The following is a 15,984-nucleotide window of genomic DNA, read 5'->3' on the forward strand; positions in this document are numbered from 1 at the left end:
AATGATTTCGTAAATTTAACAAGAACTTAACAGAGAAAAATATTCTTAAAATTTTTACTAAATCAATACACTTGTATAGGTAATGTTGTGGTTAAAATTAAATTTGTAACGCTACTATATCTCTATGATGTAGTTGGATAAACTCTGATCATGGTCTAATTCCATTTTTTTACGCAATCGATATCGCTTCACCTCGACACTTTTATGCGAAATATTAAGTAATGGAGCTATCTCTTTAGAGGATAGATTTAATCTTAAATAAGCACATAACCTTAAATCATTTGGCGTGATCGAAGGATGAAGGGTTTTAATTTTCTTCATAAAATCCTTATCCACATTGTTAAATGCTTCCTCAAATAATTCCCAATCGTTAGTATTATTTAGGTTAGAATTTATAAGTTTAACCACTTTAGTAACATCTGAAAGCGATTTACTTTTAGACAATTCTTCTTTTATACTATTTAACAATTCATTTCGTTTCACCAAATTCATGGTCGCCATGCCCAATTCTCTATTCTTATTTTCAATATCTAATTGTAGATTTTGATTTTTGAACTGTATCACCTGACGTTGGTTTTCTAGTTGCTCAAGTTCTAACTGCCTTTCCTTGTTTTCAATTAATTTTTGTTGTTCTCTTTTATAGTGCCTTTTATTAAAATGATATAACACATAAATAAACAGTAGCGCAAGAAGCACATAACTCACTATAGCTAAAGGTTTCAAATACCAAGGCTTGTCAATCGTAAACTTATGCGATACTATATTAGTTGAAAGAATTCCGTCAGTTAATGCTCTCGCCTCAAAAGTGTACTCTCCATGTGGTAAATTTTTAAAGAATACTTCTGGATTTGATGACCAATTACTCCAATTGTCATAAAAACCATTTAGCTTGTATTGAAACTTAGACGTAGAAAGCTTACTATAATTAGTTACACTATATTTAAATCTAATATTATTAACTTTATTACCAAATTCATTTTCACCATTTAAATCTAGTGGTTTTAAATCGTTTGAACGACTACCATAGTCAATCCTTGTTAAGTGTATGTTTAAAGCTTTATTTTCTAGCTTATTCAAATCCACAATTAAATAACCTTCAGTGGTACCAATTAGATAATTATCATTTTCTAAATAAAGGATATTCTCGTACGCAGATTTACTTTTACGTAATTCACTTGACATCGCTATCACATTAATCTTTGGCTCACTGGATAATTTTCCCGGCTCAATGTAAATGATCTCCTTTTCTGAAAATCCCCAAAGTTTATTCCCTTCTAAATCGTTAAACAGTTTCCCTGAAATATATTTAGATCCACTAAATAATTCACTTAATAAGGTGTCTTTTTTAAACATTTCATTATCAACATTATATCGATAAACCCCTTCCTTAAAGGTATATAGCACCGAATTATTAGATTTCACCATGCCAGATTTTATACCGTCATTTATTGGTAGTTTCGTATAATTAATGACTTTTTTAAACTCTTCATCTATTCTAACTTTATAAACCCCTTTATGCTCGTGACTGACAAGAAATTCATTTGATCCAACAGACTCAAAATATCTTGCGGAAATATCAAACCCTTCTATTTTATTGCGATAACGCCAACTATCATCTACCTTTTCTAAAACGATTAAACCTTTATAATTTCCTTGAATTAAGATATCTGGATCACCATCGATTTCCTTAACTGACCATGTTCCAATTTGGCTTGATATCTTTTCGGCACTTGCTTTATTAATTACAAATGTCCCTTTATCATGTCCACAAAATAAAACTCCTTTCACTAAGGACAAACTCCAAACCTGACCCTTAGTACCTTCAATAAACTTAAATTTATCGTTTGATTGTAGCGCTTTATAAAACAAACCTTGATTCGTTCCCAAATAAAGATGCTCTTCCGTTTTTGCCGCAGTGTAAACCGTACCCAACATACCTTGTTTATCGGTATACACTCTGTAAGGTGAGTTTAAATTAATAACATTGATACCATTATCTAAACCTAACCAAATATTACCATAATTGTCTTCCATTACAGAAAGCACTGTATTGTTGCTCAGTCCACAAGCCTGGTCTATCTTTAAAAGCTCATTCCCTTCATTGTCCATTTGAATAATACCGTTGGCGATTGTACCCAAAAGAAAACTACCATCTCTTAATCGAATGCTACTATAAATACTTAAATCAGACAACTGACCCTCAGAATTTAAATTCCATCTTTCTACTTTTCTACCATCAAAACTATAGAAACCTTGTTCTTTAGTTTGTAGCAAAAGACCCGAATCATCACTAAAAATATTAACCAGTTCATTATTATCAAGATCTAATGCTGAAAGAATAAATGTTTGCTTCCCATTTTCAATTCTAAAGACACCTTCATCCTTTTTTTGAAAATAGATCGTTTCATCCACTTGAAACATCTTATTGATACGAGACTCTGAATTGATGATTCCAAAACTATCGTCTGTAGTATTGTAGATATATATATGCTCAAAAGATTGAAAAAGAATGTAGCCTTCAATGTTTATAATTCCCCAAAATTCTTCATCTTCCTTGATTGAAATATTTGCGGTATCACTTAATGATGTGTAGGCCAAACTCCCTTGACTGGTCCTAGTCCAATAACCAAAATCCATGTAACCGCCAGAATAAATTTTTTCTCCTACCACCTTTACAGATCTTAAAATTCCTTCATTGGGCGAATTATAAAGCTGCCAAGACGCACCATTATATTCTAATAGACCTTTACTATTAGCAACATATATAAAATTATTATTGGATTGAGATATTGCCCAGTTCTGATCTTCAGCACCATAATCTTGAGGTGTAAAGATTTGAATTGGAGGAATTTCTTGTCCGTAACATAATAGTCCCACCAACAATGTTAATACACCAAACATCTTGTTTATAGAATTCATGTCGTATGAATTTTTTTTTAAAGTCAACTTCTAAAGTACCAAAACATGGAACGTACTTGACTTGTTACATTAAGGCTGTAAGATAAATAAATAAAAGGATTTAGAGCTCTTTGTAGTGGTTCTAATTTAAATTGTATAGTAAGAATTGTGTTTAAAAACCAACTGTAGTGGTAAAAACCAAATTATAAATACAGATAAATAATGCAATTATTTATAGACCTTATACCATTTAAAATGATCTTATAAAATTAGAACAACCAATTAGAAGTATTGATTCCATTTTTCTTTTAAAAATATGTTGAAAGCTCACTTTACGTATGTTTTTAAAACAAAAAAGCCGAAAACTTTCGTTTTCGGCTTTTCATCTGTACTGAAGACGGGACTTGAACCCGTACGTCCTAATGGACATTGGATTTTAAGTCCAACGTGTCTACCAATTCCACCACTTCAGCATCTTGATTACAGACTGTAATCAAATTGGTATTTTAATATAAATAGAGCGAAAGATGGGATTTGAACCCACGACCTCCACCTTGGCAAGGTGATGCTCTACCCCTGAGCTACTTTCGCAGTTTTTTAAAGAACTTTTCGCTTTCAAAGCGGTTGCAAATTTATGATATTTCTTATAAATCCAAAGCCTTTTTCGAAAATAAATTTATTTTATTTTATTGGTGTCTGACAAAACTATGATGAACGTGTTTAAAGTGCTGATTTTATTGAATTATCAGAGGTTTGAAATTAAGAATTCTTATTTTTTTAAACGATCCACCATAAAAAAAGACTAATGAATTTAATTACGATAGTCAATTAGTGAGAGTTATGTCTAAATTCTTAATTCTAGCAGCGCAGCGGTCTTTTATCAAGTAGCATAAATCTATTTAAGCTTGCTTTTTCTTTATCAGCATTCGCTTAATCTCATTAAGTTTCATTAAGGCTTCAACTGGTGTTAACGTGTCAATATCTGTATGCAGTATTTCGTCTTTTATCTCTATTAATAATGGATCATCTAAATTGAAAAAGCTTAATTGCAAATCGTCTTTCAAGCTTTTTACCTTATCTGTTAGTTCGTCGCTGGAATGTGATTTCTCTAATTTAGACAAAATTTTATTCGCGCGTCGAATCACTTGTTGTGGCATTCCTGCCATTTTAGCCACGTGAATCCCAAAACTATGCTCACTTCCGCCTTCAACTAATTTTCGAACAAAAAGCACATTGTCCTTTAATTCTTTAACCGCTACATTAAAGTTTTTAATTCGAGGGAAGGTTTCTGTCATTTCATTCAACTCATGATAATGCGTAGCAAAGAGTGTTTTTGGTTTCGACGGATGTTCATGTAAATACTCACTGATGGCCCAAGCAATGGAAATACCATCATAGGTACTTGTTCCTCTTCCTATTTCATCTAACAAGACCAAACTTCTGTCTGAAATATTATTTAGAATAGAAGCCGTTTCATTCATTTCTACCATAAACGTAGATTCGCCCATTGAAATATTATCACTTGCACCTACTCTTGTAAAAATCTTATCTACCAAACCAATTCTAGCCTCACCTGCTGGCACAAAACTACCTATTTGAGCCAATAGCACAATCAAAGCCGTTTGCCTTAAAATAGCAGACTTACCAGACATGTTTGGACCTGTAATCATTATGATTTGCTGCGATTCTCTATCTAAAAATAAATCGTTGGCAATGTAAGGTTCACCTATGGGTAGTTGTTTTTCTATGACGGGATGACGACCATCTTTTATTTCTAAATCGAAACTATCATCAATTTGCGGATAGGTATATTTATTTGCTTTTGCCAAACTTGCAAAGCCACACAAACAATCTAATTGCCCAATCAACTGTGCATTTTGCTGCACCGAAACAATAAACTGATGCATCCACTGAATTAATTCTGCAAATAATTGTTGTTCAATGGCTAAGATGCGTTCTTCGGCACCTAAAATTTTGGCTTCGTATTCTTTCAGCTCTTCTGAAATGTAACGCTCTGCATTTACTAAGGTTTGCTTACGAATCCATTCTTCTGGGACTTTATCTTTATGTAAATTTCTAACTTCAATATAATAGCCAAAAACATTATTTGATGCAATCTTTAACGAAGTGATGCCTGTACGCTCGCTCTCGCGCTTCAGCATATTATCTAAATAGGTTTTTCCAGATTGCGACAAACCTCTCAATTCATCTAATTCTTCTGAAAAACCAACTGCAATCGTACTGCCTTTTAAAACATTAACAGGCGCTTCTTCGTTTAAGGTTTCCTTAATTTTTTCTCGCAGTAAATCGCAACGATGTAGATTATCGCCTAGTATTTTCAAAGCTTCATTTTCGCAGGTTTCAGCAATGGATTTAATAGGCACAATGGCGTCTAATGAATTTTTAAGCTGAATGACTTCTCGCGGACTGACTTTAACCGTTGCAATTTTTGAAATGAGACGCTCTATATCTCCAATATGCTTTATTTGACTTTGTATGTTTTGAAGTACGGTTTCGTTTTCCAACAAATACTTTACCACTTCATGACGCTGTTTTATTTTTTCCGCATGCTTTAGTGGTAAAGCTAACCAACGTTTTAGCATGCGACCTCCCATTGCTGAAATGGTTTTGTCAATCACATTAATCAGTGTGACTGCATTGGCATTGGTAGAATTATAAAGCTCTAGATTTCTAATGGTGAATTTATCCATCCACACATAATCATCTGTGGCAATTCTCGAAATTGTAGCAATATGCTCTAACTTATTGTGTCTTGTTTCACTTAAGTAATGAAGCACAACACCTGAAGCGATGATGCCTTCGTACAAATCTTCTATTCCGAAACCTTTTAAGGTCTTTGTATTGAAATGCTTCGTTAAGATTTCGTGTGCATAATCGGCTTGAAATGTCCAATCTTCCAAATAAAACGTATGAAAATCATTTCCGAAGGTTTCCGTAAATGACTTTCTGCTTTTTTTAGACACTAGGACTTCACTTGGACTAAAATTTTGAAGTAACTTATCAATATACTCAGCATTGCCTTGAGAGGTTAAAAACTCACCTGTAGAAATATCTAAAAACGACACACCAATGCGTTGCTTTTCAAAATAAACCGCACATAAAAAATTATTGGATTTAGAATGCAGAATATCATCATTAAATGCCACACCAGGCGTTACTAATTCTGTTACGCCTCGTTTTACAATGGTTTTGGTTTCTTTTGGGTCTTCCAACTGGTCGCAAATGGCAACACGCTCACCTGCTCTCACTAATTTTGGCAAATACGTATTTAAAGAGTGGTGCGGAAAACCTGCCAATTCCGTTTCACTATCGCTACCAGCACCTCGTTTGGTTAAAATAATATCCAGAATTTTAGAGGCTTTTACGGCATCGCTTCCAAAAGTTTCGTAGAAATCACCAACTCTAAACAATAATAAGGCATCAGGATATTTTACCTTGATGGCGTTATATTGTTTCATTAATGGTGTTACTTTTTTTGCCGCTTTAGCCAATGGAAATGTGGTTTTAAATTCTATTTTTGCGCTGTGTATTTTCAGACTTGCAAGTTTGCTAAATTACTTATATTTTGAGGTTTATTGAAGCTCAAGAACTAGAAGTTATTTACAGGTGTTGATAAAGTTACTCGACCTCGCAGGTTTTAAAAACCTCGCAGGTCTAGAAATGGAAGTTGAAGTTGAAATTATTACTTTTAAAAAATAAACCCTTGATTCAAAGAAGTAATGTAACTGAGTTTATTTTGAGGATTGTCCCCTTGAGGGGACTTTAGGGGTGTTTTTCATGAAATTAGAGAATCTGAATCCAACTTAAAATCTTGCTGGTTAAAGATTCACGAATTTGGGTATCTGAACAAAGTCGAAGTCACAAGTATTAAGAAATCTGTTACGAATACAAGGCCAAGCAAATCTGGAAATGGAATTTGAAGAAGAAATCATTACTTTTAAAAAATGAACCCTTGATTCTTGGTAAACTGCAGTTGATAAGCAAAACAAGACCTCACAGGTTTTGAAAACCTGTGAGGTCTCCAAACAATAAAAAATGCGTAAACTAAAAAACGAAGAATTAGATAGATTAGAAATTTCAGAATTTAAAGCTGCTGAAAAAACACCTATCATTATAATTCTTGATAATATTAGAAGTTTAAACAATATTGGTTCGGTTTTTAGAACGAGTGATGCCTTTTTAATCGAGAAAATTTACCTCTGCGGCATTACAGCACAACCACCTCATAACGATATTAGAAAAACCGCTTTGGGAAGCACAGAAACTGTCGATTGGGAATATGCTGAAAACACCTTAGACATTATTGAAAAACTAAAATCTGAAAACGTAAAAATCTGCGCTATTGAACAAGCAGAGGAAGCAACCATGCTCAACGATTTTAAGCCGCAACCGAAAACAACCTATGCGTTTGTTTTTGGCAACGAAGTTAAAGGTGTAGCTCAAGATGTGGTTGATGCTAGTGATGTTGTGATTGAAATTCCTCAATATGGCACAAAACATTCGTTGAATATTTCGGTGAGTTGTGGTGTTGTGGTTTGGGATGTGTTTAGTAAACTAAAAGCCCATCCAAACCTTCCCAGAGGGAAGGCTTAGAAATGTTTCCTATTCTGACTCCTCTTTATGAAACCTGAACTTTGAACCCAAAACATCGAACTCTGAACTCTGAACTTTAAATTAATGAAAACACCTTGGCCAACAAAAGATGCAATGACTCAGATTTATGATATGCATCTTTGGGGCGGAAAAGCATTCGATTTTTATTCTGGTGAAGGTTCTCATGATTCAGAAATTGTAAAACCTTATTTAGATGCTGTTATTGATTTTTTAAGCTCACACGATAATTCACTATCGGTCTGTGATTTGGGTTGTGGTGATTTTAATATTGGTAAAAAGCTTACTGAATATACGAGTCGCTATATTGCTGTAGATATTGTAGATAGTTTAATTGAAAGAAATAAAACACTTTTTCAAGACGACCACCTCGAGTTTCATTGTTTGGATATTGCAAAGGACGAACTTCCTAAAGCCGATTGTATTATATTAAGACAAATCCTTCAACATTTATCTAATGCTGAAATTCGAGATATCGTTAAAAAACTGACTGGTTATAAATATGTGATTCTTACAGAACACATTCCATTAGGGAAATTTATTCCTAATAAAGATATTATTTCTGGTCAAGGGATTCGGCTAAAACACCATAGTGGTGTGGATTTGCTGGAAGCGCCTTTTAATTTGAAAATTGAAAAAGAAAAAGTTTTGAATGATGCTATTTTAAGTAAAAACAAAGGTCGGATTCAAACCGTACTATATGAAGTTATTCCACAAAGCGACACAAAGCAGTCACAAAGGAACACAAAGCTAGATGCATTGAAAAAAAGTGCTAACTAATTATTAATCTCACCCAACAACCACAAATAATCTTCCCGATTCTTAACAAAATCTTTATCTGAGACATCAATAATCTTAACATTCATTTCGGGTTGACCTTTTAAAAATTCAAGATAACCAGAATTGATTTTTTCTAAATAATCATCTTTGATTTCCTTTTCGTAGTTACGTCCGCGTTTTTTTATATTGGCTTGTAAGCGTTCTGTGTTTTGGTAGAGATACACGTATAAATCTGGCTTCGCTATATCTTTATAGACTTGATAGAATAGTTTTCGGTACAAACGGAATTCATCTTCTGGCAAGGTCACTTTAGAAAATATGAGCGATTTATTGACGTCATAATCACTGACGATAAAATCTTTAAACAAATCGAGTTGCGATAAATCGTCACTAATTTGTTGGTAACGGTCTGCTAAAAATGACATTTCTAAGGTAAAGGCATATCGCGCAGGTTCTTTATAAAACTTTGGTAAAAACGCATTATCTGCGAAACGCTCTAAAATTAATTTGGCATTAAAATCTTCGGCAATTTTATTGGCTAAACTTGTTTTTCCAGCACCAATATTACCTTCAATAGCCATATAATTATAAGCGTTAAAAGTATATGCTTTTCTTGGATTTTTCAACCAAATATTTACAGGTTCAATTTCTAAATCGTCCTTACATTCTTGAAGAAGCACTTCTACTGATGTTTTAAAAATAGGATGCTCTACAGTTTTTGCGATATCTGCAAGTGGTTGTAATACAAACTTCCGTTTGTGCAATTCAGGATGCGGAATACTTAATGTCTTTTCTTCAATAATATCATCTTCAAAGAGTAGAATATCTAAATCTATTTCGCGAGATTGATAGCCTTCTGTTGTCTTCTTTTCTCGTCCTAATGCAACTTCAATGGCCTGAAGTTCCTTAAGTACTTTTTTAGGTTTTAGTTCCGTTTTAACTGCAATGCATGCATTATAAAAATCATCGCCCTTAAAACCCATTGCTGGTGTTGCATAGACTTTAGATATTTTTTTTACGGCACCAATTCTTACAAAAATAGCATCTACTGCAGCTTGTAAATTCTCAATTTTGAGACCTTTATTACTTCCTAAGGCAATGTAAATGATTTTAGTTGGTTTCATACGAGCCTCAAAAATAACTAAAACCATAGCTATTTTACTAATGATATGTGTTGTGTTTATAAACAAATTATAATGCACCTCGTGCCACGTTACAAATCATGCATTTCGCCATTTGCTTCAGATGTTGCCCCTAAAGAAGTACTTCTAAAAACCAACCGTTTAACCAAAAGCAATTTAAAATTTTATTAGGCTGCTATACGTTTTCAATCTTAAAAAACAATGCGCTCTTTAACTAACAGACACTTCCATCCTAAAACTTCCAGCTTCCAGCTTCGGTCTTCGGTCTTCCAACTTCCAACTCATCCAAATTCCCTTATCTTTGCAAAAAACAAAATACAGCACCCAAAAATGTCATTAAAAGACCAGCTTTTAGCACAACGTATTTACCTCTTACTTGGTGGACTTTTCATCACTTCGCTGGTCGTTTCAAATTTAATATTTCAGAAATTCTTTTATTGGTATCCACTAGATATTGAGATTTCTGGTTCAAAACTATTCGAAATATCAGTTGGAATTTTACCTTATCCTATCACCTTTCTTATTACAGATTTAATCAGCGAAATTTATGGTAAAAAACGCGCAAATGATATTGTCATTGTTGGCATTTTTGCATCGCTTTTTTCTTTACTCATAATTTATACGGCTTCTATCGTTCCTGCAACCTCTTGGTCACCTGTTAATGATAGTTTATTTAGCACCGTTTTTGGCAATTCTACCATTGCGGTTTTTGCAAGCATGCTCACTTACTTATTTGCTCAGTTTGTAGATATTCAGATTTATCATTTTTGGAAGCGCATTACCAAAGGCAGACATTTATGGCTCCGTAATAATTTTTCGACATGGTTTTCACAATTTGTAGACACCTTTACTATTGTGTTCTTGTTGTGCACTTTCGGTATCATTGATTGGGTCAACTTTAAAGGCTTATTAATCAGTGGTTTTTTATTCAAAGTATTAATTGCCTTGTTAGACACACCATTTTTATATCTTGGTGTGTATCTCTTTAGAAAACGGTTTAAGCTCAAGGTAAATGAGGAAGTAAATTTACTGTAAGCGTTAAGCAAAACCATAAAATCTTATTAAACTTGGTCTTAATTGCAACTTTTGTACTAAAATTTGCGTATATAAAGAAACAAGACTGTTTTTAAAACCTACAAACAAATCAAATGAAGAAATTTTTAAAAATTATAGGCGTCGTATTATTAATTTTTATTGCAATTTTAATTGCGATTCCTTTTGTTTTAGAATCTAAAATAGACAGCATTGTTCAAAATTTTGCGGACGAAAATTTAAATGCTGAACTTACTTTTGATGATATCAGTCTGAGCCTTATCAGCAGCTTCCCAAAAGCCGAAGTCAGCGTCGAGAATTTAAAAATAACCAATCGTGCACCTTTTGAAGGTGAAACCCTTGTCACTGCAAAGTCCTTGTCTTTTGAAATGGGTATGACTCAATTATTTAAAGGCACAGAAGACCCTTTAGAAATCAATGAAATTATTGCCAACGAGTTGCTTTTGGTGTTAAAAACTAACGCTACTGGTGCTGTTAATTATGATATTGCTAAAGAAACTACACCTAGCGATGCACAAAAAGAAACTGCAAATTCTGGTGGTTTTAGCTTTGATATTGAAAACTACGAACTAAATAATTGTGCGTTTACCTATCTTGATAAATCTTCAAACATTAGGTTCTACTTAACAGAACTCAACCATCGTGGTAAAGGTATTTTCTCTGGCAGCACTTCTGAACTCGATACCAACACAGAAACCAATGTGACGTTTGCCATGGACAGCACCGAATATTTGAGTAATAATCGTATAAAACTAGATGCACTTATCGCTTTAGATTTAGATAACCAGAAATACACGTTTAAAGATAATAAAGCTTTTATTAACGCTTTGCCTTTAGAGTTTGAAGGTTATGTGCAACTTGTTGAAGCTGGGCAACAAATTGATATTACTTTTAAGAATCCGGAATCCTCGTTTAAAGAGTTTTTAGCTGTGATTCCTAAAACCTATGCCAAGAATATTGAAAATGTAACCACCACAGGAAACTTTGCGGTTACCGGCATTATAAAAGGATTAGTATCAGATGAAACCATCCCAACTTTAGACATCAATATGGTTTCTGATAATGCGTCTTTTAAATTTCCTGACCTTCCAAAAAGCGTTCGGAATATTGCAATTAACACCTCTATTAAAAATACTACGGGAAATGTCGATGACACCTTTGTAGATATCAATAAACTCAATTTTCAAATTGATGAGGATGTCTTTAAATCTGAAGCACATCTTAAAAACCTCACCAAAAACATGTTGGTTGATGCCAAATTAGATGGTGTTTTAAATTTAGCGAATATCACAAAAGCATATCCTGTAGAACTCGAAAATGAACTCAGCGGTATTTTAAAAGGCAAAGTGAATACAGCTTTTGATATGAATGCTATTGAAACCAACGCCTACCAACGTATTAAAAATAGTGGTAGTGTGTCTATTTCTGACTTTATATTTTCATCTGAAGACCTTGTGAATCCGATTCAAATTAATAAAGCCGATTTAACCTTCAATGCAGGAAATGTAAGTCTTAATAGTTTTGATGCTTTAACAGGAAAGAGTGATTTTTCAGCCACAGGCACCATCAATAATCTTTTCGGTTTCCTTTTAAGCGACAAAAATCTTGAAGGAAATTTTAATATGAATTCGAACACCTTTGCGATTTCAGACTTTATGACAGAAGACACCTCTGCCAACAAAACAGCCAGTGACACTTCAAATAAAACACCTGATGACACAAGTACTTCCGCAAAATCACTTAAAATCCCAGCATTTTTAGATTGTACCATTACTGCCAATGCAAAAACGGTAATTTACGATAACCTCAATCTTAAAAACGTAAAAGGACAACTGCGCATTAAAGACCAAAATGCCCATTTAAGTAATATGACCACTGATATTTTTGATGGTCAGTTAGGCATTTCTGGTAATGTCTCTACGAAAGCTAAAAAACCAACGTTTGATATGAAGTTGGACATGCAAAATTTTGACATCTCGCAATCCTTTAGAGATTTAGAAATGCTTAAAGTGTTGGCGCCTATTGCTAAAGTGTTGCAAGGGAAATTAAATTCTACGATCGATGTAAGTGGTTTGCTAAACGAAAGTTTTGCACCAGATTTAACTACTATTTCTGGTAATATGCTTGCTAAAATATTAACCGAGAAAGTTAATGCTGGTAGCAGTCCGTTACTAAATAATCTAGATAGTAAATTAGATTTTATTGATTTTAATAAGCTAGATCTAAAAGACCTTAAAACCCGACTCAGTTTTGAAAACGGACAAGTTTCTGTAAAACCGTTTACTATTAATTATGAAGACATTCCGATTGTGGTTTCTGGCTCGCACAGTTTTTCAAATAACATGAATTACAGTGCGGTTTTACAAGTACCTGCTAAATATTTAGGAAGTGACGTTAATCGTTTAGTCGGAAAAATTAATGATAACGAAGTCAATAAATTAACTATTCCTGTAACGGCGAACATTGGAGGTACGTTTTTAAAACCGAATGTAACCACAGATTTAACCTCTGGCATTACCAATTTAACCAAGCAATTAGTTGAAATTGAAAAACAAAAATTAATTGGAAAAGGAAAAGATAAGGTTAAAGACGTTTTAGGTGGACTTTTAGGAGGTAACTCTAACACCACAAAAACAGATGATACCACTACAAAAGACACCAACACCAAGCAATCCGCAGAAGATAAAGTTAAAGAAGGAGTCGGCAATATTTTGGGAGGACTCTTAGGCGGAAAGAAAAAATCGAAAACTAAAAAAGAACAAGATTCTACTAATAACTAACCTTTAAACATTAAAAAAGACAGTTTTTCAATATTAAATACAAATAAGTGTCTAATTTTTTGGAATTCTGAATAATTAGACTATATTGAAGGTTCACTAAATTTCAAACAATACATGAGGCAATTAAAAATCACCAAGCAGGTTACCAACAGAGAAGATAAATCTTTAGACAAATATTTACAAGATATTAGTAAGATTCCGTTGATTACTGCCGATGAGGAAGTGGAATTAGCGCAACGCATTAGAAACGGTGATCAGGCAGCATTAGACAAATTAACAACGGCTAACCTTAGGTTTGTTGTGTCTGTTGCTAAACAATATCAAAATCAAGGTTTAAAATTACCAGATTTAATAAACGAAGGAAATGCTGGTTTAGTAAAAGCAGCAAAACGTTTTGATGAAACCAGAGGTTTTAAATTTATTTCTTACGCTGTATGGTGGATTAGACAAGCTATTTTACAAGCCTTAGCAGAACAATCGCGAATTGTGCGTTTACCTTTAAATAAAATTGGTACCATTAATAAAATTAATAAAGCCTTTTCTCATTTAGAGCAAATTAATCAAAGACCACCAAACGCAGATGAAATTGCGCGCGAACTCGATTTAAGTGTTCGTGAAGTAAAACAGTCTATGAAAAATTCTGGTCGTCACCTGTCAATGGACGCACCATTAAAAGATGGAGAAACGTTTAGTTTATATGACGTGGTAAGCTCTGGCGAATCACCAAGACCTGATAGAGATTTGATGAAAGAATCTTTAAATACGGAAGTAGAACGTGCTTTAGAAACCTTAACACAAAAGGAAAGCGATGTGATCCGTTTAAATTTTGGTATCGGAGATCAACCACCAATGACACTTGAAGAAATTGGAAGCATCTACGATTTAACACGCGAACGTGTAAGACAAATTAGAGAAAAAGGCATAAGAAGATTGAGACACGCTAGTAAGAGTAAAATCTTAAAGACGTATTTAGGATAGCTTCGACTTCGCTCAGCTACCAAACTTCGACTTCGCTCAATGACCAAATGATAGTTACAGCAACTAAATTGGTCATTGAGCGTAGCCGAAATGACATAACTGAAATTCGAGTTACTCAATTAAGTCTATGAAATTAATGTAAATTTTGTATTAGCTTTAGAATCTAAAATTGAAATTTTATGGTGCCTTAATTATGAATAAACTGAAACCTTAAAATAATTACTTAAAACTTTCATTTAATTTTTTATTTTCAAATAGTTAGGCTATATTTGCCGACCATTTACAAGAATTAGATAACAAAAATATATCGATAAATGATTAAAATCGAAATTAAAGAAGGAGAAAATATAGAGCGTGCACTTAAACGTTACAAGCGTAAACACAGAAATGTACAAATTATGCAAAACTTAAGAGAGTCTCGTTATTTCACAAAACCTTCAGTAAAAAGAAGAAGAGAAATACAGAAAGCTGAGTACATTCAGGGCTTAAGAGACGCTGAAAACGTTTAACAAAAGTCTTCTGTATTTATAAAATAGTAGAGCAATAGAAATATTGCTCTTTTTTTGTTACTATACATCTCAGTTATAATCCAAATTTTTCATTTTCGGCATTTATCTTGAGAGTTTGAGCGGGACCATCTTCATAAAAATCTTCAAAAGTCTTACCTGTTTCATAATTATCTCTTAGAACTTTATAAACTGTTATCGCCAGGAAAATCTGTCCTATAACCATTAGATAAAATACCGAAGCAAAAGCAAAATTTAAAGATGCCATTATCGTAACAGTTACAAGTAAAAACGTAGTGATGCCTAAATATGTATAAGGTGATGCTTTCATAATAAAATCTTTTCAATTAAAATAAGAAACTTATATTAAATGAAACAGACTTTAACGGAATTCTAACACCATTTTAAACCTTCAATTCTACAACCAATCCTTCATTAGATCTGATATTAAAGACTGTATTGTCCTCAAAAATAAGGTACTGCCCCTTAATACCAACTAATTTCCCAACGAAGTCTATCTCCTTTTTTATATTAAGGCTATTTGGTTTTTTAGGATATTGTTCTACAGGAAACTGAATGTGCGTTTCTTCGTTATGCTCTAAAAAATAGGTCTTAGCTTCATCTGGTATGAATTGCTTTAAATGCTGTCTCCATTCTAAAAGATTTTCATCTTCAATGTCATTCTTCAACATTTTTCGCCAGTTGGTTTTATCTCCTACATAACTCTTTAAAGCAACTTCAGTAATACCTGCTAAGTAGCGATTAGGAGTCTCAACAATCTCTATTGCTTCGTGAGCGCCTTGATCTATCCAGCGTGTAGGAACTTGACTTTTGCGGGTAACACCAACCTTAACATTACTTGAGTTCGCTAAATACACAATATGCGGTTGTAATTGTACTTTTTTTTCGTAATCTAAATTTCTATCTTCTTTATCTAAATGTGCTGTACTCAATTCTGGTCGCATAATCCAACCACCAGCATAAGGTTGATCAAAAAAGCAGGTTCTACAAAAGCCTTGTCTATATATAGGTCTGTCTAAACCACAACTGAGACATTGATGTCCGATGAGTTTCATTTCAATCTTTTTATTCATTAATTGGTTCATATGAATAAAATCATTCTCAAAAACCAAATAGTATTGGATAGGATCTATAAATTCGGTTTGCATTTTAGTTAAGACACCTGTATAAAGCATAAAAGAAATTTAGTATTTT

The 15,984-nt window shown here is 33.3% G+C and carries 11 protein-coding genes and 2 tRNA genes; 6 read left to right on the forward strand and 7 right to left on the reverse strand.

All coding sequences use genetic code 11. The features are described from left to right. Window positions 1-114: 114 nt before the first annotated feature. From AB8B52_RS05730 to mutS, 4 genes are all read right to left on the reverse strand, one after another. Window positions 115-2,919 carry a triple tyrosine motif-containing protein gene (locus AB8B52_RS05730; protein ID WP_406026108.1) on the reverse strand — a complete coding sequence of 935 codons (2,805 nt, stop codon included), beginning with the start codon at window positions 2,917-2,919 and terminating at the stop codon, window positions 115-117. 368 nt (window positions 2,920-3,287) lie between these two features. Next, window positions 3,288-3,371, reverse strand: a tRNA-Leu gene (locus AB8B52_RS05735). Between the two features lie 46 nt (window positions 3,372-3,417). Beyond that, window positions 3,418-3,489: transfer RNA gene (locus AB8B52_RS05740), tRNA-Gly, on the reverse strand. Window positions 3,490-3,797: 308 nt separating this feature from the next. Further along, window positions 3,798-6,410 (reverse strand): DNA mismatch repair protein MutS, encoded by a 2,613-nt coding sequence (mutS, locus tag AB8B52_RS05745; RefSeq protein WP_406026109.1) that lies wholly within the window; start codon window positions 6,408-6,410, stop codon window positions 3,798-3,800. A gap of 544 nt (window positions 6,411-6,954) precedes the next feature. Between mutS and AB8B52_RS05750 the strand changes: the two genes are divergently transcribed. Both AB8B52_RS05750 and AB8B52_RS05755 read left to right on the forward strand, forming a co-directional pair. Beyond that, window positions 6,955-7,512 carry an RNA methyltransferase gene (locus AB8B52_RS05750; RefSeq protein ID WP_406026111.1) on the forward strand — a complete coding sequence of 186 codons (558 nt, stop codon included), beginning with the start codon at window positions 6,955-6,957 and terminating at the stop codon, window positions 7,510-7,512. 84 nt (window positions 7,513-7,596) lie between these two features. Continuing rightward, window positions 7,597-8,310: a class I SAM-dependent methyltransferase gene (locus AB8B52_RS05755; RefSeq protein WP_406026113.1), complete on the forward strand. Its 714-nt coding sequence runs from the start codon at window positions 7,597-7,599 to the stop codon at window positions 8,308-8,310. On the opposite strand, the gene folK is transcribed toward AB8B52_RS05755, so the two are convergent. Further along, complete coding sequence (gene folK, locus AB8B52_RS05760; protein ID WP_406026115.1) at window positions 8,307-9,461, reverse strand: 2-amino-4-hydroxy-6-hydroxymethyldihydropteridine diphosphokinase; 1,155 nt, start codon at window positions 9,459-9,461, stop codon at window positions 8,307-8,309. The two genes, AB8B52_RS05755 and folK, sit on opposite strands and share 4 nt — an antisense overlap. Before the next feature lie 321 nt (window positions 9,462-9,782). On the opposite strand from folK, the gene AB8B52_RS05765 reads away from it, so the two are divergent. The 4 genes from AB8B52_RS05765 to rpsU all read left to right on the forward strand — a co-directional run bounded on the left by AB8B52_RS05765 (window position 9,783) and on the right by rpsU (window position 14,772). Further along, complete coding sequence (locus tag AB8B52_RS05765; protein ID WP_406026116.1) at window positions 9,783-10,487, forward strand: queuosine precursor transporter; 705 nt, start codon at window positions 9,783-9,785, stop codon at window positions 10,485-10,487. A 113-nt stretch (window positions 10,488-10,600) separates the two neighbouring features. After that, window positions 10,601-13,285 (forward strand): AsmA-like C-terminal region-containing protein, encoded by a 2,685-nt coding sequence (locus AB8B52_RS05770; protein ID WP_406026118.1) that lies wholly within the window; start codon window positions 10,601-10,603, stop codon window positions 13,283-13,285. Between the two features lie 114 nt (window positions 13,286-13,399). Continuing rightward, window positions 13,400-14,263 (forward strand): RNA polymerase sigma factor RpoD/SigA, encoded by an 864-nt coding sequence (locus AB8B52_RS05775; protein WP_406026120.1) that lies wholly within the window; start codon window positions 13,400-13,402, stop codon window positions 14,261-14,263. Window positions 14,264-14,577: 314 nt separating this feature from the next. Continuing rightward, window positions 14,578-14,772 (forward strand): 30S ribosomal protein S21, encoded by a 195-nt coding sequence (gene rpsU, locus AB8B52_RS05780; RefSeq protein ID WP_008269492.1) that lies wholly within the window; start codon window positions 14,578-14,580, stop codon window positions 14,770-14,772. A 73-nt stretch (window positions 14,773-14,845) separates the two neighbouring features. Here the strand turns inward: rpsU and AB8B52_RS05785 are convergent, their stop codons facing one another. Both AB8B52_RS05785 and AB8B52_RS05790 read right to left on the reverse strand, forming a co-directional pair. Further along, complete coding sequence (locus AB8B52_RS05785) at window positions 14,846-15,100, reverse strand: hypothetical protein (RefSeq protein WP_406026122.1); 255 nt, start codon at window positions 15,098-15,100, stop codon at window positions 14,846-14,848. Window positions 15,101-15,173: 73 nt separating this feature from the next. Further along, window positions 15,174-15,965, reverse strand: a complete 792-nt coding sequence (locus AB8B52_RS05790; protein ID WP_406026123.1) for a DUF2797 domain-containing protein — start codon at window positions 15,963-15,965, stop codon at window positions 15,174-15,176. Between the last annotated feature and the right edge of the window lie 19 nt (window positions 15,966-15,984).

Source organism: Winogradskyella sp., from assembly GCF_045105575.1.
Lineage (GTDB): Bacteria > Bacteroidota > Bacteroidia > Flavobacteriales > Flavobacteriaceae > Winogradskyella.

Bases quoted from the DNA above. Each gene is read 5' to 3' on its own strand.
- AB8B52_RS05730 (WP_406026108.1), bottom strand. From the start codon at position 2,919: ATGAATTCTATAAACAAGATGTTTGGTGTATTAACATTGTTGGTGGGA.
- AB8B52_RS05750 (WP_406026111.1), top strand. From the start codon at position 6,955: ATGCGTAAACTAAAAAACGAAGAATTAGATAGATTAGAAATTTCAGAA.
- AB8B52_RS05755 (WP_406026113.1), top strand. From the start codon at position 7,597: ATGAAAACACCTTGGCCAACAAAAGATGCAATGACTCAGATTTATGAT.
- folK (WP_406026115.1), bottom strand. From the start codon at position 9,461: ATGGTTTTAGTTATTTTTGAGGCTCGTATGAAACCAACTAAAATCATT.
- AB8B52_RS05765 (WP_406026116.1), top strand. From the start codon at position 9,783: ATGTCATTAAAAGACCAGCTTTTAGCACAACGTATTTACCTCTTACTT.
- AB8B52_RS05770 (WP_406026118.1), top strand. From the start codon at position 10,601: ATGAAGAAATTTTTAAAAATTATAGGCGTCGTATTATTAATTTTTATT.
- AB8B52_RS05775 (WP_406026120.1), top strand. From the start codon at position 13,400: ATGAGGCAATTAAAAATCACCAAGCAGGTTACCAACAGAGAAGATAAA.
- rpsU (WP_008269492.1), top strand. From the start codon at position 14,578: ATGATTAAAATCGAAATTAAAGAAGGAGAAAATATAGAGCGTGCACTT.
- AB8B52_RS05785 (WP_406026122.1), bottom strand. From the start codon at position 15,100: ATGAAAGCATCACCTTATACATATTTAGGCATCACTACGTTTTTACTT.
- AB8B52_RS05790 (WP_406026123.1), bottom strand. From the start codon at position 15,965: ATGCTTTATACAGGTGTCTTAACTAAAATGCAAACCGAATTTATAGAT.